Below are 18,682 nucleotides of genomic sequence, written 5' to 3' on the forward strand. Positions count from 1 at the left end.
GTCAGTGCTTCAGCGAGGCGACGACCGCGCCGCAGGCGTTGTCGAACGCGGAATTCCACGCCGGTGGCGTCGTTGCGAGCATGGGGCGCTGACAGCGCACTTCGACCGCGATGTTGCCGCTCAACTGGAAGCTGTCGCGCACGAGGTACTTGGTCTTGCCGCGCACGACGAAATACTGGTGTGCGGACGTGTCCTTGTTGGCCGGATCCGCTTCGTAGCCACCCTGCGTCTTGGCACGTTCGAACTCGTCCTGCACGGTCGCCGCAAATTGCGAAGCGTCCTTGAGCTGGCGCGTCTTCACGGTGACGTTCGCCACATCCTCGCTGCCCTGCGCGCTCGCATCAGGTACCTGGAACGCGACGGCCTGCGGATTGCCGTCGGTCTTTTCCATGATCGCGGTCCAGTCGGCGGGGACGTGGAAGCGCACCTGGTCCCCATTGAGCGAGTAGTCGGTCTTCGCCTGCGCGTGCACGGTCGCGGCGGCGAAGGCGGCGAACAGGGCGGTCGGCAGGATGGTTGAACGCAACATCGGCATCACGTGTTCACTCCGTGTCGTTGGAAAAACGCGAATGGGGAAGGTCGAGCCAGTCCAGCGCCGTGCCGTGGAACAGGCGCGCCTGCTGCGACGGCGGCAAACCCAGCGCGGCGATGCCGCTGCCGGGTTCCTGCTCGCCGAGCGGGAACGGATAGTCGGTGCCGAGCATGACGTTGTCGACGCCGACGACATCGAGCAGGTAGCGCAGCGCGACCGGGTCGTGCACGCACGAATCGAAGTAGATGCGGCCGAGGTACTCGCGCGGCCCGCGCGCGTTGTCGGTCGCGACAAGGTCGGGGCGCATGCGAAAGCCGTGTTCGATGCGTCCGATCGTGTACGGAAACGAGCCGCCGCCGTGGGCGAAGCAGACCTTGAGGCGCGGCAGGCGTTCGAGCACGCCGCCGAAAATGAGGCTGCACACCGCGCGCGACTGCTCGGCCGGCATGCCGACCAGCCACGGCAGCCAGTACTTCGGCATCGACGCGGCGCCCATCATGTCCCAAGGATGCACGAGGATCGCCGCTCCGATTTCCGCGGCGGCCTCGAAGAACGGGAACAGCTCCGGCGCGTCGAGGTTCCAGTTCTCGCAATGCGAGCCGATCTGCACGCCGGACAGGCCGAGTTGCTCGACGCAGCGTTCCATTTCCTGGATCGCCAGCGTCGGCGACTGCAACGGCACGGTGCCGATGCCGGCGTAGTGGCGCGGATACCTGCGGCAGATGTCCGCAGTGTGGTCGTTGAGGTGGCGATGCAGCTCGAGTGCCTGGCTTGGCTTGGCCCAGTACGAGAACAGCACCGGTACGGTCGACACGACCTGCACGTCGACGCCGAACCTGGCGTAGTCGGCGATGCGCACCTCGGGATCGAATGCGTTCGCCCAGACCTCGCGGAAGAACTTGCCGTCCTTGTAGATGCGGTGGCGGCCTTCGGCCTGCACCATCACCGGGAAGCGGTCGTCGCCATATTTCTCGGCGAGGTTCGGCCAGGTCGGCGGGAGGATGTGCGCGTGGGTGTCGATCTTGAGCATCGGGCGCGAGTCTAAAGCATCGCGCGCGAGGGTGCTGCCGGTCGGGTCGTGCTGATGCCGTAGGCGGTTGCGCTCTACAGAACGGGGCCGCGACTTGGGGGTCGCGGCGCCCGGGTTGCATCACGCAGATCGATCAGTTGCCGTCGAAGCCGTTCGCGAAGATGCGGTCGATGCAGCTGACGGTGACGGTGACCACGTTCGCACCGACAACCGTGCCGTTGCCGTTGATGACCGTGCAGACCTCGATCGGGTTGATCGGCTGGGCCGACACGGTGACCGCATACGCGGCTCCGTCGTTGAGCGGGATCGGGAACGCGAAGCTGCCGTTCGCCGCGATCGGCAAGGTCTGCGCGCCGGCGTTCAGCGACAGCACGAGACCGGTGCCGACGAGGCCGCTGACATTACCGCCGATCGTGAAGGTACTCACCGCACAGGTCACGGCCACGTTCGTCACGTTGGCCCCGGCGATCACGCCGCTGCCATTCGCGACCGAGCAGGTCTGGCCGGCTGGCTGCGTGCCGACGGTGACCGCGTAGCCCGCGCCATTGGCGAGGCCGGTCGGGAACGTGAAGCTGCCATTCGCCGCGACCGGCAAGGTCTGTGAGCCGCTGTTGAGCGAGAGCACGAGGCCCGCACCCGACAGACCGCTGACGTTGCCACCGACGGTGAACGTCGTCGGACCCGCGCAGGTGACCGCGACGTTGGTGACGTTCGCACCGCTGATCGTGCCGCTGCCGTTCGCAACCGTGCAGGTCTGGCCAGCCGGCTGCGTGCCGACCGTGACCGCGTACGGCGACAGGTCGGCGAGGCCGGTCGGGAACGTGAAGCTGCCGTTCGCCGCGACGGGCAAGGTCTGCGCGCCCGCGTTGAGCGAGAGCACAAGGCCCGCGCCCGACAGGCCGCCGACGTTGCCGCCGACGCTGTATGTGTTGGTCGCACACGCGACCGCGACGTTGGTGACGTTGCCGCCGGCGATGGTGCCGCTGCCATTGCTGACCGTGCAGGTTTGCGCAGGCGTCGACGGCTGCGCGCCGACCGTGACCGCGTAGGTGGTGCCATCGGCGAGTCCGGTCGGGAACGTGAAGCTGCCATTCGCCGATACCGGCAGGGTCTGCGCGCCGGCGTTGAGCGTCAGCGACAGGCCGGTGCCGGCGAGACCGCTGACATTGCCGCCGACGGTGAACGTCGGGGTTGCCGCGCAGGTGACCGCGACATTGGTGACGTTTGCGCCGCTGATCGTGCCGCTGCCGCTCGCGACCGAGCAGGTCTGGCCAGCCGGTTGCGTGCCGACGGTGACCGCGTACGCGGCGCCGTTGGCGAGGCCGGTCGGGAACGTGAACGCGCCACTCGCCGCGACCGGCAGGCTCTGCGCGCCCGCGTTGAGCGACAGCACGAGGCCTGCGCCGGTCAGGCCGCCGACGTTGCCGCCGACCGTGAACGTGGTCGGGCCGCCGCTGGTGGTCGGCACCAGGCACCACTCGGTCAGCGAACCGGTATCCCCGCTCGCATTGTCGGAGACATTCAAGGTCCAGGTGCCCGCGAGCGTCTGGCCGTTGAACGGTGCGGCGAGCGGATTGTTCGGCTTGACCGGGCCCGAGAGCGCCGGCGGCGTCGCATTGCACTGGCTCTCGACCAGGGTCGCCGAACCGTCGTCGATGGTGACGTCGACATTGTCGCCGTTGCAGCCGAAGCCGCTGCCGGTATAGCCGGGACGATCGATCACGATGGAGCTGCCCGCACCCTTGCTCAGCGTGAACTTGAGGTCGCCCACCCAGGTGTGGGTCGCCTTGATCGTGAGCTTGAGGCCGGTCAGCGTCGCACCCGACGGATCGGTGACGGTCTGCGTGTCGTTCAGGCCAGCGGGGAGGTTGTCCGGGATCGCGGTCCCAACGGCGTGGCAGATCAGGTTGGCGGTGGTGAAGCTGAAGGCGCCCGACGTCGTGTTGCCACAGGTATTGATGGCGGTCACGCGCCAGAAGTATGTCGTGGTCGGCTGCAGGCCGCTGACCGCGACGCTGGTCGCGGTAAGGTTCGGCAGTGTCTGCACGATCGTCGCGAAGCCGGCGTCGGTTGCGATCTCGACGGTGTAGGAGGCCGCATTCGCACTCGCCGCCCATGTCAGGGTCGGCGAGGTGCTGACGCCGCTCGCGCCATTGGCCGGACCGCTCAACACCGGTGCCGCGGGCGCGCCGGTGGTCAGCACCAGCTGGGTCGTCGCCGAGTGGCCGGCGCTCGAGGCCGCGGTGCCGTTCACGGTGATGGTCGAGCTGCCGGCGACCGCCGCACCGTTCGCGGTCAGGGTCATCGTCGAACTGCTACCCGGCGTGACCGGGTTCACCGAGAAGGACGCGCTGACGCCGGCGGGCAGGCCGCTCGCGCTCAGGGTCACTGCGTTCGAGAACGCCATCTGGCTGCCGACGTTGATCGTGTACGTCGTGTTGCCCGGCGCGCAGATGTTCCGGCTTGCCTCGACGATCGCGAGCGAGAAGTCCGGCGCGTCCGCGCTGCAGACCGGGCGCGCGCCGCAGGCGATGCCGTGCGCGGTGAACGCATCCCAGATGCGGCAGCCATTCGGCGTGCCGTCGGCGAGGTTGCCGTTGTCGTCGTCGGAGGCGAGGAACACCGTGTACCAGTTGTTCGCGCCGCAACCGTCGACGACGGCGGCCGCATTGCAGGTGCCGCCGCTGACGACGCGATAGGCGCTCTTGCTCGGCGTCAGGCTACCGTACCAGATGCGATCCATTTCGGAGTAGCCCTGCGTCGCGCCGTGCTGGGCGACGAGCTTCTGCGACAGATCCCAGTTGGCCGAACTGGCGATGTAGCTCTCGCAGTGACCTTCGTAACCCATCGGTCCCTGATACGGGAAGATGCCCTGCGACAGGTAGGGGCAGGTGAAGCGGTCGCAATTGATGCCGGCGTTGTCGGTGACGGTCGACGGCTTGGAGACCGTCGCGGCGCCGAGCGTGCTGAAGGCATTGAGGTCGCGCACGCCGGTGCAGCTCGCCGCGCAGTTCGCGCACGGCACGCCGGGCTGGAAGTTCTTGCCGATGCAGGCGTCTTTCGTCTCGAGGAACGCGAACGTGTCTCCGACCGCCTCGCCGCTGCCGTTCTCGCTGGCCGCGCCGCCGCTGTTGGTATCCATGCCATGGCCCCACTCGTGCAGGAACACCGCGGCGATTTCACCAGTGTTGGAGCAGCCGCTGCCCGATTTGAAGAAGTTCAGCGTGCTGCCGTTCCAGCCGGCATTGCAGACGTCGTTGACGTTCATGTTCGCCGTCACCGTGCCCTGCAGCCAGGAGTTGGACGGGAAGAACGTGATCGCCTTGCGGTTGATGTTGGTCAGGTGGTAGAAGCCGGTGCGCGAGGCGTGCGTGTTGCCTGCGCCGCCGACGCCGGGCGTCGTGCAGTCAGTGCCCGCGCTGGTGCCGAAGTTCAGGTTGCCGTCGGTGGAGTTCGACAGCGAGATCGCGCCGCAGTTGTCCGACATGTTGAAGAACTTGCCGTTCAGCGTGATCGTTGCCGAGCCGCCGCTGTAGTCGTAGATGCCGAGTACGTCGGTGACCTTGGTACCGCCATTGGAAACGTTCGCGAACGGCATCGGGCGCACGACCTCGGTATCCGAGTTCGTGGTCGGGTAGATGCCGCCCGTGACCGTCGCGTTGACCCAGTCATTGAGGTCACGCACTTCGATCACGCGATTGGTCTTCGCGTCGAACAGGACCTGGTAGGTCGTCTGGTCGTCGTTGACGCGAAACACGAAGCGCCAGGCGAGGCGATGGTCGTAACCCTTGCCGGCACTGCCGAGATAGTTCGCATGCTCCGCTTCACCGGCCGGGCTCACTGGCAGGACCAGCAGCTCGCCGGCGACGAGAAGTTCCTCGACGCGCGTGCCGGCGGGGAAATCCAGTTCGTGCAGCGCCAGGTCGAACGCATTCGCGCGCGTCGAGACGGGTTGCACGTCGATCGTCACCGGGGCGACTGCGTTCGCGCCGAACTGCACGATGTTGCCGGCCGCGATGCGGAAGAACAGGTTCGCGCCTTCCACGCGGACTCCGTCCTTGAACTGCGCGAACTCGACGAACCAGTGCGAGTTGTCCTTGCCGTAGGCAAGGCTGCTGTCGAGGTCGAGGCGGAACTCGAGGCCCTTGGTGCCGAGCAGGTCGGCGTTCGCGCCGATGAAATCGAGCAGGCGCGTTTCGACCAGCGCCATGTCGACCGGTTCGCCGGCGGAAAGGCCCAGTTGTTGCAGCGTCAGCGCATTGCCACGGCCGGGAATCAGCGCGTAGCCGCTGCCCTGGACGAGGTTCGGGCGATCCGAGCGTCGGTCCCAGCGCATCTCCCATGAGCCGGAATTGCGCTGCACGAACGCGCGTGCGGCGGCATGATCGGCCGTGGCGAGCGACGTAGTCGCTTCCAGTTCCGGCTGCACGGCGAGTTCCGGTGCGAGGAACGCGCGCGCGAGTTTTACGTGCGCCGCCCGCTGTTCGGGCACGATCGGCTGGATCGCGAACGCGAGCGAAGTCACGAGGAACAGGCACGCTGCGAACAGCATGCGGGTCAGTTGCGCGCGGCGTGCGCAAGGCGCGGGCACATTGCCGCCTTGGTGTGTCGATATCATCAGTGCTTCCCCAAGCTGAGACGATGGAACGGGTGTGCATCCGGCGTTCGACGCGCATTCGCACGCGCATGCAGTGGCCGGCCGTGGATGACGGCGCGGACGAACGACGGATTTCCCCCGGGGCGCGCAGGCGCCGACCGTAAAACTAGCACGACGCCCGTGCCTTGGAGTCCGCCGAGGGACGGAAAAAAAAGCGCGCCGTGCGCGATTCGCTGCGCGCTAGGTCTCGCGGCGCAGGTCGCGCTCCGCCTGCGCGACGACATGCGCCAGCGTATCGATGCTGTCGGTCATGCGGTCGAAGGTTTCGATGACTTCCGCGGCGAGGCGCGCGCGGTGTTCGTCGGCGGTTGCGCCGAGGCGTTCGGCGACGGAGCGTTCGTCGGCGCGAAGGTCGTCGTTGTCTTCGGGTGCATTCGGCGACTCCTCGCGCAGCGTCGCTGCGAGTGCGGCGAGGCGGGTTTCAATGCGCGCCGAGAACGCGGCCAGCGCGGCGCGTTCGGGCAGGTCGTGCGCATCCTGCAGGGCTGCTTCCAGCGACATGCTGGCGCGCACGAAACGATTCGCGTTGGCGAACACGCCTTCTGCGAACGTGAGCAGGCGGCGATCGGGCCGCGGCTCTCCGCGCAGGCGGTCGAGCGAAGCCTGCGCATTGGTACGCGCGCTGCGGGCAACGCTGCGCGCGGCAATGCGCGCTGGCAGGTCGTCGGCGAGCAGGGTGGAGAAATAGCTGCGATAGGCATCCAGCATCGCGGCCAGCGCCGGTCGAACGCGGCGGTGTTCCCAGGTTGGCCACAGCGCGTAGGCAAGCAGGGCCACCGCGCTGCCGATCGCGGTCGCGGCGCCGCGCGCGATCATCGTTTCGCCGGGAGAGATGCCGTCGAATGCGAGGAGGATGACAACGATGCCGGTCAGCATCATCACGCCGAGGCCGTAGTGCATGGTGACGAGCATGCGAAAGCCGATGCACAACAGCGCGAGCAGGGCGAGTTCCTCCCACGCATCGCCGAACGCATAGTGAACGAGCGCGGTGGTCAGCACGAGGCCGAGCAGGGTGCCGGCTACGCGCAACAGTCCGAACTGGAACGTGCCGGCGAAATCGGGCTTCAGCACGATCGCGATCGTCATCGGGATCCAGTAGCCGTGCTCGATGCCGGAAAGGCGCTCCACCGCGACCGCAAGCGAGACGCAGACGCCGCAGCGCAACGCATGCCGAAACGCAACCGAGGACAGGCCGATGTTCGCGCGCAAGGTGGCCAGCGCGCTGCGCGGGCGCAACGCGCGCGGCAGGAGCGCTTCGGCGAGTTGGGCGCGGAGTTCGCCGCGGCTGCCGGCGAAGTTCGCGTTGCGCAGCATCGCGCGCAACTGCCCGGCGAGACCCTGCGCACGTGCAACCGCGATCGCCAGTGTGCGTGGCATGGTCGACGGCGTGCCGTCGACGCGCGCCTGCAGGCGCAGCGCTTCGACGGTGGCGTCAAGGCCTTCCATCGCCGCGCTGCCGGCCAGCGGTGCGGTGCCGCGTTCCAGCGCGGTCGCCAGAGCATCGAGCACGCGCGCGGCGTATTCGAGCGTGCGCCCGAGCGTCGCCTTCGCCTCGTCGTCCGCGAGCTGGGCACGCAGATCGCCGATCACCAGCAGTTCACGGCGCACGCGTTCGACCAGCTCGGCGAGCACGCGGAAGGTCTGCATGATCTCGCCGCGTGCACGATGCGAGCCGTGCAACAGTCCTTCGACATCGAGCAGGGCCTGCGTCACCGGCGGTGCCTGGCTGCTGTCCGGCAGGTTGCGTGCGCTCGCGCCAAGCTGGCGGCAGATCTGCGCCAGCGCGTGGCGTTCCGGCCGGTAGCGTTGCAGCGGCCACGCCGCGATCGCGAACAGCATCTGCAGCATGCCACCGCCGAAGATCAGCGCGCCGGCCGCAAACGACTCGCCCGGAGTGCGCGATTGCGATGCGGCGATGACCAGCAGGATCACGCTGGTGAGTCCGGCGCGTGCGGCATCCGGACCAAGCGCGACGAGCAGGCCTCCGCCGACACCCCAGACCAGGGCGGCAAAAACGAGCAGCACGGCATGGCCACCGAGCAGGCTGCCGACGAACGCCGACAGGCCTGCTGCGAGCGCCGTCAGCAGCATGCGCTGCATGCGCAGCCGATACGGACCGGGCTGGTCGGTGAACATCGTGTTCAGCGCGCCCGCGGCGATGCCGAGACCGGCGCCGACGTGGCCGGTCGCGAGGCCGAGCGCAAGCGGCAGCACCACCGCGGCGGTGTTGCGCAATGCCACTCGCAGCGGCACGTCGCGTGGCTTGAGTTCGATCAGGCTGCGCAGCATCGGCGGATCATGCGGCAGCGACGCGGCGCTGCAAAGGACTTCAGCCTTCGAACGCGTACTTCTCGGGCGCCGGATTCAGGTGGCCACATGCGTCGCAGGTGCGCGCGTCCACCGAACGGTAGAAATGCTCGAACACGCGCGGAAAGTCGTTCTCGATGTCGACGAGGTGGAAGAACTCCTCGTACAGTTTGTGGTTGCAGCGTTCGCAGAACCACATCAGGCCATCCTGCTCGTGCGCGAGGCGCTTGCGCTCGATGACCAGGCCGATCGACCCCGGCATGCGCTGCGGCGAGTGCGGCACGTGCGGCGGCAGGTGGAACACTTCGCCGGCACGAATCGGAATGTCGCGCACGCGGCCGTCTTCCTGGATTTTTAGCACCATCTCGCCTTCGAGCTGGTGGAAGAACTCGGGGCCTTCCTCCCAGTGGTAGTCGGTGCGCAGGTTCGGTCCGCCGACGATCATGACGATGAAATCGCCCTGCACCATGCACTTGTTGCCGACCGGCGGCTTGAGCAAGTGGCGATGCTCGTCGATCCAGGCTTGCAGGTTGAACGGGGCGGGCAGCATGGTGGAGTCCTGTGCAGGCAGGGTGAAGTCTACCGTTTCATGGAAATCGGAGAGGGAAAGCATTGACGCGCATCCGCGCGGAGGGCGTGGCGTGCCCTGCGAGCGCATCCTTTCGACGCTCCCTCGCGGCACTCGCCCACCATCCTCGGCTAGCCAGCAGGCCGCAACGCCACAATGCACTTCAACTCGATCGCGATCGGCGTCGGCAGCGCGGTGATGCCGAGCGTGGTGCGGCATGGCGCGGTCGCCGGGTCCGCGAAGTATTCGGCATAGACGCGGTTGTAGGTCGCGAAGTCGCGCGCCATGTCGGTCAGGAACACGGTCACGTCGACGAGGTCTTCCCAGCGCGCGCCGCTCGCTTCGAGCACAGCGCGCACGTTCGCGAACACCTGTCGGCACTGCGCCTCGATGTCGTAGCCGACGAGGCGGCCGTTCGCATCCACCACGTTGCCGGGAATCGCGTTCGTGCCCGGCGTGCGCGGTCCGACGCCGGACAGGAACAGCAGGTCGCCGACCCGACGTGCGTGCGGATAGGCACCCACCGGTGCCGGCGCGCTGTCGGTGCGGATCGCCTGGCTCATCCGTCAGCCACCCTTGCCGGCGCGGGTGCCTGCTGCCGGCGCAGTCGCGCCGCCGGATCCGATCGTGACGTCCTTGCGCGCAAGCGAATGGTTTTCGCGGTCGACGCCTGTGATGCGGTAGCGCCCCGGACGCAGGTACAGGTTGCCGTGCACCTCGATCTGGCCCTGGATCACCTTGTCGTTGACGCGATTGATGGCGTTGATCGGGTCGAGCACGAGGCGGTCCGCAGGGATCGCGTCATCGCCCTCGTCCGCATAGCGTGCCTCGACGAGGCAAGGGAACTGCTTCTGGCAGAAATCGCCGGCTACGAAATACGCCTGGCGCAGTCCGCCCAGATCCGCCCACGCGGGGCGTTCCTCGCCTTGCGGCGCGGGCGGAAACACCACGCTGACGTCATACGCCTTCGGCTTGAGCGTCCATGGCTCTCCCTTTGCGTTCTCGAACACGATCGGTGCAGTCGGATGCAGCTGTGCGATCGCAGCGAGATAGAACGGGTGGCTCTCCGTGCCTGGCGGGTGCTCCATCATCATGGTCTGCTCGACGGTGAGCGGATCGATGCCGCTGAGACGCGTGAAGTGCTGCGCCATGCTGCGACCGCCGAGGTACTTGCCGTTTTCCTGGATGTGCGCGTAGCCGGCATTGACGACGACGCGGGCGGTCGGATCGTTCTTGAACACGCGCTCGTACAGGTTCTTCGCCTGGTCGTACTCGCGGATGTCGCCGTTGCCTTCGCGCTCGCTTTCGTAGGCGACCACCTTGAAGCCGAGCTTGAGTGCGGTGCGCACCATTTCGGCGCAAATCGGCTCCATCGTGTAGAAACCGGTCTTCGCAGTCGGATAACCGCGCTTGGCCAGGTCGGTGTCGGTGGAGTAGAGCGTCTCCGCCGCGAAATGGGTGTAGCCATCGGCGCGCAGTTTCGACAGCAGCTCGACCGTCAGCGTGCGCGTCAGCGGGACGTTGTGCGCTTCGTTGAGGAAGATCGCCTTGCGTCCCTTCGCCAACGTGGCAATCGCCTCCAGCGCGGGCTTGGCGACCTGGCCGCCGGACAGTGGCGACGCCGCGTCGTCTTGCGAGGGCAGTTGGCGGATCGAATACGAGTCGTGCGCCCCGGCATAGTCGCCGACGAAGCTCTGGTACCAGCTGAGGTATTGGCCGAACACGATGCGGAACGCGCGATCCTTGTCGGCGCGGTAGGCGTCGCGCATCGCGGCGTATTGGGCCAGCAAGCCGTCACGCTTGAGCGCATCCGCATAGACTTTCTCGGACTTTTCGAACGCGACCTTCTGCGCCTGTTGCCACTGGTACGGCGACAGCGGTTCGTCCGCCGCGGTGGTGTCGGCGCAGGCGAGCAGCAGGGCGAGGGACAGGCTGGCGATGGGGCGCATGATCGTGGTTCCCGTTCGTGGCTGGCATGCATGGCGGCGTACGATCGCCAGTCATTCTCGTGTTGAAGCGCAGACCAGCGCATGGGCATTCGCGACGGCCTTCACGGTATCCGTGTCGGCCTGCACGTGCAGGCCGAGGTCGCGCACGCGTCCGTTGCGCAGGCTGTAGATCCAGCCGTGCACGCTGAGTTGCTGGCCACGGTCCCAGGCATCGCGCACGACCGTGGTCTGACAGACGTTGACGACCTGCTCGATCACGTTGAGCTCGCACAGTCTGTCATGGCGTTCCTGCGGTCCGGCGAGGCCGCGCAACGCTTCGGCGTGCTTGTGCTTCACGTCGTCGACGTGGCGCAGCCAGTTGTCGACCAGACCGAGTCGGCGTTCCTCGAGCACGGACAGCACGCCGCCGCAGCCGTAATGCCCGACCACGATGACGTGCTCGACCTTCAGCACGTCCACCGCAAACTGGATCGTGCTGAGGCAGTTGAGGTCGGTGTGCACGACGACGTTGGCGACGTTGCGGTGCACGAACACCTCGCCTGGCGCCATGTCGATGATCTGGTTCGCCGGCACGCGCGAATCGGAGCAGCCGATCCATAGGTACTTCGGCGCCTGCTGCTCGGAGAGCCGCTTGAAGAAGGTCGGATCCTCGGCGCTGAGCGCCTCGGACCAGGCGCGGTTGCGTTCCAGCAGGTCGTGCAGGTCGTGCATGGTGTTCCCTCAGTCCAGTCGTACGCAGATGTTCTTCGCCTCTGTGAAGAAGCGCAATGCGTCGACGCCACCTTCGCGGCCGATGCCGGAGTTCTTCACCCCGCCGAAAGGCGTGCGCAGGTCGCGCAGCAGCCAGCAGTTGATCCAGACGATGCCGAACTCGAGTCGTGCCGCGCAGCGGTGCGCGCGCGCGAGGTCGGCGGTCCACAGCGACGCGGCGAGGCCGTAGCCGGTGCCATTCGCGATCGCGAGCGCCTCCTCTTCCTCGTCGAACGGGATCAGCGTGACGACCGGACCGAAGATCTCCTCCTGGTTCGTCGCGCTGTCGTTGGAGAGGCCCTCGATCACGGTCGGTGCGACGAACCAGCCGCCAGCGCAGCGCCCGTCGATGCGCACCGCATCTCCACCACACAGGATGCGGCCGCCTTCACTGCGCGCGCGTTCGATGCAGCCGGTCACCTTGTCGAAATGCGCCCGCGAAACCAGTGCGCCGAGGTCGCTCGCGGGATCCTGCGGATCGCCGACGCGCAGTGCACGCACGCGTTCGAGGTAACGCGCCTTGAACGCGTCGAAGATGGAACGCTGCACCAGCAGGCGCGAACCGCACAGGCAGATCTCGCCCTGGTTGGCGAAGCCGGAACGCACGATCGTTTCGAGGTTCGCATCGGAGAGGTCGGCGTCGGCGAACACGATCGCCGGATTCTTGCCACCCATCTCGAGCGAAACCTTCTTGAACTTAGCTGCCGTCGCGAGCGCGATCGCGGCCCCCGTGCGCGTGCTGCCGGTGAACGAGACCGCCTTGATCGCCGGGTGTTCCACCAGCGGCTGGCCGACGCCGGGACCCGTGCCGAGCACGATGTTCAGGACACCCGGCGGAAAGCCCGCCTCGAGCGCGAGCTCGCCCAGGCGCGCGGCGGTGCACGGCGTGACTTCGGAAGGCTTGGCGACGACCGCATTGCCGGTCGCGAGCGCGGGCGCGATCTTCCAGGTGAACAGGTACAGCGGCAGGTTCCACGGCGAGATGCAGGCGACCGCGCCGAGCGGTTGGCGCAGGGTGTAGTTCAGCGCGCGCGCATCGGTCGCATGCGCCTCGCTCGACCATTGGCCGATCGCCGCAGCGAAGAACCGCAGGTTCGCCACCGCGCGCGGGATATCCAGGCTGCGCGCGAGCTTGACCGGCTTGCCGCTGTCCTGCGATTCAAGCTGCGCCAGGTCCTCGAGGTCGCGCTCGACCAGGGTCGCGAGGCGATCGAGCAGGCGCGCGCGCTGTTCGACCGGCGTTGACGCCCAACCGGGCGCGGCGCGCGTGGCGGCGGCGACCGCCGCGTCGACATCGCGCGCATCGGAATCCGGACAACGCGCGAACAGCTTGCCGGTCGCCGGCTCGTGGACATCGAGCCAGCGCTCGCCCTTTGGCGCCAGCAGCACGCCGTCGATCAGGTTGGAGAGGGCAGGGAGCGGACTCATTGGCGCCAGCTTAGCCGCTTGTGCCGGAAAAGGGAGGGCGGATCCTGCGCAGCCGTGGTGCTGCGTCCGCTCGCTCAGGCGGGCAGTGTGGCGTCGCGCAGCGGCTGCAGCGCCGGGTCGAGGGCAACGCGCTCGTCGAACACGAAGCAGCCGCCGTCGTAGCCGTTGCCGCCGACGTGTTCGAAGTAGCCGAGGATCCCGCCGTCGAGTTGCCACACGCGCGCGAAGCCGTTCGCCTGCATCCACAGGGCGGCCTTCTCGCAGCGGATGCCGCCGGTGCAGAAGCTGACGACCGTGGCATCGGCAAGCGCCGCGCGTTGCGATTCCATGGCGGCAGGAAGGTCGGTGAACTTGTCGATCGGCAGTGTCAGTGCGCCCGCAAATGTGCCGTGCACCACTTCGGTGCGGTTGCGCGTGTCCAGCAGCACGACGCGGCGCCCGTCGTCGTCGCGGCCGCGCTCGATCCAGCGCGCAAGCGTGGCGGGCGCCAGCGCCGGTGCGCGCTCGCCCGCCGGATTGCTTTCGCGCCGGAATGCGATGATCTCGCGCTTCGCCTTCACCTTCAGGCGCGCGAACGGCACGACCTCGCTCCAGCTGCGCTTGATCCCGATGCCGGCGAAACGCGCATCCGCGCGCAATGCGGCGAGGAAGGTTTCGACCTTGGCCTGCACGCCGGCGAGAAAAAGATTGATGCCTTCCGGCGCGACCAGCACGGTCCCGCGCAGGTCATTCCGTTCGGCTTCGGCTCGCAGGCGATCGACGATCGCCTGCGCATCGTCGATCGCGACGAAACGGTAGGCGGCGATGTTGAGGATCATCGACGTATTGTAGCGGACGCGGGTTCGATCATTGCCCCGCAGGGCGCGGGCCCAGCGCCATTCGCACGGCAAATGCGACCGTTGGCAGGTAGATCAGGGCGGTCATCGTCAGCATCACCCGGAACAGCGTGCCGCGACTGTCGTTCGGGCCGGGCGGCAAGGGTGGCCAGTGCGCCAGTCCCCATTGCCAGCCCGCAAACCCGAGCAGCGCGATCGCCAGTGCACAGAACAGGTAGCCAGGCGCGGGCGTTTCGCGATCGGGCAGCCAGCGCGCGGACAATGCGACCAGTTCGGCAAGGATGGCGGCGGCAAGCAGCGGACCCCACCCCATGCCCAGCACGAGCAGGGCCAGCATCCAGGTGATCACGCCGGGCACGCGGAACAAAGCGGCGGCCTGGCTGTGCGAGGCGTACAGAAAATCCGCGCCCCACGCGATCGCGCCCGCCTGCGCAATCGCCGCCAGCACTACGACGAGGTGTTTCACAGCGACTGCATCCGCCCGCCGTCGACGGGCACGTTGATGCCGTTGATGTAGCCGGCCGCCGGCGAAGCGAGGAAGGCGATCGCCGCGGCGATCTCCGCCGGCTTGGCGAAGCGTCCGACCGGCACGCTGGCGAGCATCGCCTGCTCGATCTCGGCGCTGCTCTTGCCGGTCGCCTTCCTGCGGTCGGCGAGAATCTGTTCGAGCCGTTGCGTCTGCGTGTAGCCCGGCAGCACGTTGTTGACCGTGATGCCGAACGCGCCGAGTTCGCCGGCGAGCGTCTTGGCCCAGCTCGCGGTGGCGCCGCGGATCGTGTTCGACACGCCGAGGTTCCGGATCGGCTCCTTCACCGAGGTCGAGATCACGTTGACGATGCGGCCGTAGCCGGACGCCTTCATCCCCGGCAGCACCGCCTGCAGCAGCGTCTGCGCACCGATCAGGTGCTGGTTGAATGCGACGAGGAATTCATCGGTGGTCGCGGCATGCGCCGGCCCGCCGGGAGGACCGCCGGTGTTGTTGACGAGGATCTGCAGCGGATGCGCATTCGCTGCGGCCTCGACCTTCGCGTGCAACGTGGCGTGGTCGCTCATGTCGGCCGCGATCGTCGCGTGCGCCTGCGCGGCATGCACCTTCGGCAAGATCGCGAGCGCGGCGTCGAGCGCCTCGCGCGAACGCGCGAGCAGGGTGACATCGGCGCCGAGCTGGGCCAGTTCGATCGCGGCCGCACGGCCGATGCCCTGCGAACCGCCGCAGACGAGCGCGTGTTTGCCGGTGAGGTCGAGGTTCATCATTCAGCCACGTCGGTCATGGAGACAGTATTGCAGGAGCCACACCCGCCGGGCGATCCCCGAAGCGGCAGCGATCAGTGCTCCGGCGCGAGCCTCTGGATCATGCGGGCGAGCAGTTCCTCGTCGCTGTCGCCGCGCGGCGGCTCGATCGAGTCGAGATCGAAACCCATCATCGCGGCATCGTCTTCGTCGAGGCCGTCGAACTCGCGGAACTCGGCGTCGAGCAGGGCCATGCGCGCAGCGGCTTCGTCGTCGTAGCGCAGCACGCGCCCGTCGTTGTCGAACACTTCGGCGACGCCGGAGTCGAGCACGTCGAGGCGTGCCCAGACGAGGGTGTCGCCGAGTCCGGCGACCCACCAGCTCGAGGTCTCTGCGCTCATGCGCCGGCTCCTTGCAGTGAAAGCAGTTTGGCGACGACCGCGGCGATCGCGCCGAGCACGATCGCCCAGGCACCGATGCGGCCGGGTGCGCCGAGCGCATTCAGGCTGCGGTCGCGCAATGCACGATAGCGCCCGGCGAGATACCAGCCGAACGCGCGCGGCGCGAACAGGAATGCGCCGAGGCGAGCGTGCTCGGCCGGATGGCGATCACGCAGATGCACTGCGACCAGCATCCAGGTGATGATGTAGGTGGTGAGGCCGGCGACGACCAGGCCGAGCCCCATGATGAAGATGAATTGGTGCCACGCCGACGCGGACATGGCAGCTAGAACTCCGCCGAACCTGGCGCGCGCGGATACGGGATCGCGTCGCGGATGTTGGCGAGGCCGCAGACGTACACGACCAGCCGTTCGAAACCGAGGCCGAAGCCCGCGTGTGGCACCGTGCCGTAGCGGCGGAAATCCCGGTACCAGGAATACATCTTCGGATCGAGGCCGAACTGGGCGATGCGCTTGTCGAGGATGTCGAGGCGCTCCTCGCGCTGCGAGCCGCCGATGATCTCGCCGATGCCGGGCGCGAGCACGTCCATCGCCGCGACCGTGCGGCCGTCGTCGTTGAGGCGCATGTAGAACGCCTTGATCTTCTCCGGGTAGTTCTTCACCACGACCGGTCCGCCGACGTATTCCTCGGTCAGGAACCGCTCGTGCTCGGTCTGCAGATCCGCGCCCCATTCGACTGCGTAGTCGAACTTCCTGCCGGACTTCTTCAGGATCTCGACCGCATCGGTGTAGTCGATCTGCGCGAACGGCGCGGCGACGATCGACTCGAGGCGCGAGATCGCCGTCTTCTCGACGCGGTCGGCGAAGAACGCCATGTCGTCCGGGCGCTCGGCCAGCACCATCCGGAAGATGAACTTGAGGAACTCCTCGGCGACGCGCGCGTCCTCGGCGAGGTCGGCGAACGCGATCTCCGGTTCGACCATCCAGAACTCGGCGAGGTGGCGCGAGGTGTGCGAGTTCTCGGCGCGGAAGGTCGGGCCGAAGGTGTAGACCTTGCCGAGGGCGAGACAATACGCCTCGACATTGAGCTGGCCGGACACGGTCAGGAACGCTTCCTTGCCGAAGAAATCCTTCTTGAAGTCGACTGCGCCCTTGTCGGTCTTCGGCAGGTTCATGAGGTCGAGCGTCGAGACGCGGAACATCTCGCCGGCGCCCTCGGTGTCCGAGGTCGTGATGATCGGGGTATTGACCCAGAAGTAGCCGTGCTCGTCGAAGTAGCGGTGGATCGCCTGCGCGATCGTGTGGCGCACGCGGCTGACCGCACCGAACAGGTTGGTGCGCGGACGAAGGTGGGCGACCTCGCGCAGGAATTCCGGCGAATGCGGCTTCGGCTGGATCGGATAGGTTTCCGGGTCGTCGACCCAGCCGAGCACCTCGATGCGCTCCGCCTGCAACTCGAACGACTGGCCCTTGCCCTGCGAGGCCACCAGCACGCCCTCGGTGACGAACGAGCAGCCGGCCGTGAGGTGCAGCACTTCGCTGTCATAGTTCTCCAGCGCGTTCGGCGCGACGACCTGGATGGTGTCGAAGCACGAGCCGTCGCTGAGGTTGACGAACGACAGGCCGGCCTTCGAGTCGCGCCGGGTGCGCACCCAGCCGCGCATCTGCACGCGGCTGCCCGGCGCGATCGCGCCCGACAGGGCGTGCTTCACGTCCACTACCTTCATCACGTCGCCGTCGACGTCCGACATACCTTGAAACCCTCGCGAGAGCACCCATCATCGGAGGGCGCGGAAAGATCGCCGATCATAGCGGAATCCTCGTACACGCATCGGCGCCACGGCCCGTGTGGCGCTACAATGGCGCGGCTTGTCGAATCTCCAATCCAAATCGCGAATCCCCCGCCCAGTCATGTCCATCCAGCTCACCGATGCCGCGCGCCAGCGCATGCACGACTTCCTCGCGAAGCAGCCGGATGCTTACGGCGTGCGCTTCGGCATCAGGCGCACCGGCTGCTCCGGCTTCGGCTACACGGTCGATCTCGCCGCCGCGGTCGCCGAAAACGACACGGTGTTCGAGCAGGATGGCCTGCGCCTGGTGGTGGACCGCAAGGCGCTGCCGTTCGTCGACGGCACCGAGATCGATTTCCAGCGCCAGGGCCTGAACGCGAGCTTCGTGTTCCGCAATCCGAACGCGACCGGTGAATGCGGCTGCGGCGAGAGTTTCACGGTCGAGACGCAGGCTTGAGCGCGGTCGAGGAGACGCGTCCGCCGCCGGTCCCGGTGGTGCGCGATTCGACCTCGGCGTTGCAGAACATGCTGCCGCATGTGATCGACACCCTGCGGCGCGAGCCGGCCGTCGCGATCACGCTGGGCTACCTGCTCGTCGCGATGGCGGGCATTTTCTACAACTACTGGTTCTACCGAGCGTTCGACATCCCGGTGCTGACGCTGTCGCAGATCAGCGACTTCCTCGTCGCAGGACTGCAACGACCGATGGCGTTGCTGCTGGTGCTGTCGACGTTCCCGCTGTGCTGGCTCATGGACCTGTACAACCTGCGCAGCCGGCGCCGGCATCTCGATGCGCTCGCGCTGTTGCGCGCGTCGGATTCCCTGTCCGGCTATCAGCGCCTGCGTCGCCGTTTCCTTGAATGGCGTGTTGGCGAGATGTGGTACACGCAGCTCAGCTATGTCGCGGTGATCGCCGTATACGGGTGGGCGTTCGTCGGGATCTATGCCAAGTACCGCGCCGAGGCGGTCAAGCGCGGCGAGGTGGCCGAGGTGCGGATCTGGCTGAATGGCGAGGACGGCGGGCTCGCGGCGGGCGAGTCCGGCACCTGGAGCTATCTCGGCGCGGTTGCCAACTACGTGTTCGTCTACGACCGTACCGAGCGGCGGGCGCTCGTGCTGCCGGTCAATGCGATCGCGCGCCTGCAGCCGATGCCGGCGCCAAAGCGCCCGGCGAGCCTGTTCGTGGTGCCGTTCCCCTGACACCG

At 67.4% G+C, this 18,682-nt stretch carries 17 protein-coding genes; 2 read left to right on the top strand and 15 right to left on the bottom strand.

Annotated features, from left to right (window positions below; translation table 11 throughout):
* Position 1 precedes the first annotated feature (1 nt).
* The 15 genes from ACILRJ_RS09780 to asnS form a co-directional block, all read right to left on the bottom strand.
* Positions 2–529: a hypothetical protein gene (locus ACILRJ_RS09780; protein WP_395682845.1), complete on the bottom strand. Its 528-nt coding sequence runs from the start codon at positions 527–529 to the stop codon at positions 2–4.
* A 13-nt stretch (positions 530–542) separates the two neighbouring features.
* The gene (locus tag ACILRJ_RS09785; protein WP_395682847.1) at positions 543–1,562 is read right to left on the bottom strand and encodes an amidohydrolase family protein; all 1,020 of its coding nucleotides are present in this window, start codon (positions 1,560–1,562) and stop codon (positions 543–545) included.
* 133 nt (positions 1,563–1,695) lie between these two features.
* Complete coding sequence (locus tag ACILRJ_RS09790; protein WP_395682849.1) at positions 1,696–6,180, bottom strand: fibronectin type III domain-containing protein; 4,485 nt, start codon at positions 6,178–6,180, stop codon at positions 1,696–1,698.
* Positions 6,181–6,399: 219 nt separating this feature from the next.
* Positions 6,400–8,508, bottom strand: coding sequence for an FUSC family protein (locus tag ACILRJ_RS09795; protein WP_395682851.1), 2,109 nt, complete (start codon positions 8,506–8,508; stop codon positions 6,400–6,402).
* A gap of 40 nt (positions 8,509–8,548) precedes the next feature.
* Positions 8,549–9,076: a 3-hydroxyanthranilate 3,4-dioxygenase gene (locus ACILRJ_RS09800; protein ID WP_395683078.1), complete on the bottom strand. Its 528-nt coding sequence runs from the start codon at positions 9,074–9,076 to the stop codon at positions 8,549–8,551.
* Positions 9,077–9,225: 149 nt separating this feature from the next.
* Entirely contained in the window at positions 9,226–9,657 is a 432-nt protein-coding gene (locus ACILRJ_RS09805; RefSeq protein WP_395682853.1) for a RidA family protein, read from the bottom strand.
* 3 nt (positions 9,658–9,660) lie between these two features.
* Positions 9,661–11,043: a hypothetical protein gene (locus ACILRJ_RS09810; protein WP_395682855.1), complete on the bottom strand. Its 1,383-nt coding sequence runs from the start codon at positions 11,041–11,043 to the stop codon at positions 9,661–9,663.
* A gap of 51 nt (positions 11,044–11,094) precedes the next feature.
* On the bottom strand, positions 11,095–11,754 hold the full coding sequence (gene can, locus ACILRJ_RS09815; RefSeq protein ID WP_395682857.1) for a carbonate dehydratase: 660 nt from the start codon (positions 11,752–11,754) through the stop codon (positions 11,095–11,097).
* Positions 11,755–11,763: 9 nt separating this feature from the next.
* Positions 11,764–13,221, bottom strand: coding sequence for an aldehyde dehydrogenase (locus ACILRJ_RS09820; protein WP_395682859.1), 1,458 nt, complete (start codon positions 13,219–13,221; stop codon positions 11,764–11,766).
* A 74-nt stretch (positions 13,222–13,295) separates the two neighbouring features.
* Positions 13,296–14,039 (bottom strand): sulfurtransferase, encoded by a 744-nt coding sequence (locus ACILRJ_RS09825; RefSeq protein ID WP_395682861.1) that lies wholly within the window; start codon positions 14,037–14,039, stop codon positions 13,296–13,298.
* A gap of 28 nt (positions 14,040–14,067) precedes the next feature.
* Positions 14,068–14,523 carry a hypothetical protein gene (locus ACILRJ_RS09830; RefSeq protein WP_395682863.1) on the bottom strand — a complete coding sequence of 152 codons (456 nt, stop codon included), beginning with the start codon at positions 14,521–14,523 and terminating at the stop codon, positions 14,068–14,070.
* Entirely contained in the window at positions 14,520–15,308 is a 789-nt protein-coding gene (locus ACILRJ_RS09835; RefSeq protein ID WP_395683080.1) for an SDR family oxidoreductase, read from the bottom strand. Before ACILRJ_RS09835 ends, ACILRJ_RS09830 begins: the two co-directional genes overlap by 4 nt.
* Before the next feature lie 74 nt (positions 15,309–15,382).
* Positions 15,383–15,688, bottom strand: coding sequence for a hypothetical protein (locus ACILRJ_RS09840; protein WP_395682865.1), 306 nt, complete (start codon positions 15,686–15,688; stop codon positions 15,383–15,385).
* Positions 15,685–16,008, bottom strand: a complete 324-nt coding sequence (locus tag ACILRJ_RS09845; RefSeq protein ID WP_395682867.1) for a hypothetical protein — start codon at positions 16,006–16,008, stop codon at positions 15,685–15,687. The genes ACILRJ_RS09840 and ACILRJ_RS09845 overlap by 4 nt, the downstream gene beginning before the upstream one ends.
* 5 nt (positions 16,009–16,013) lie before the next feature.
* On the bottom strand, positions 16,014–17,414 hold the full coding sequence (gene asnS, locus ACILRJ_RS09850; protein WP_395683082.1) for an asparagine--tRNA ligase: 1,401 nt from the start codon (positions 17,412–17,414) through the stop codon (positions 16,014–16,016).
* Positions 17,415–17,598: 184 nt separating this feature from the next.
* Here asnS and ACILRJ_RS09855 point away from each other — a divergent pair, with 184 nt between their 5' ends.
* A complete protein-coding gene (locus tag ACILRJ_RS09855; protein WP_395682869.1) occupies positions 17,599–17,934 on the top strand; it encodes a HesB/IscA family protein in 336 nt (111 codons plus the stop codon).
* A complete protein-coding gene (locus ACILRJ_RS09860; protein ID WP_395682871.1) occupies positions 17,931–18,677 on the top strand; it encodes a hypothetical protein in 747 nt (248 codons plus the stop codon). Before ACILRJ_RS09855 ends, ACILRJ_RS09860 begins: the two co-directional genes overlap by 4 nt.
* The last annotated feature ends 5 nt before the right edge of the window (positions 18,678–18,682 follow it).

Source organism: Dokdonella sp. (assembly GCF_044227025.1).
Lineage (GTDB): Bacteria > Pseudomonadota > Gammaproteobacteria > Xanthomonadales > Rhodanobacteraceae > Dokdonella_A.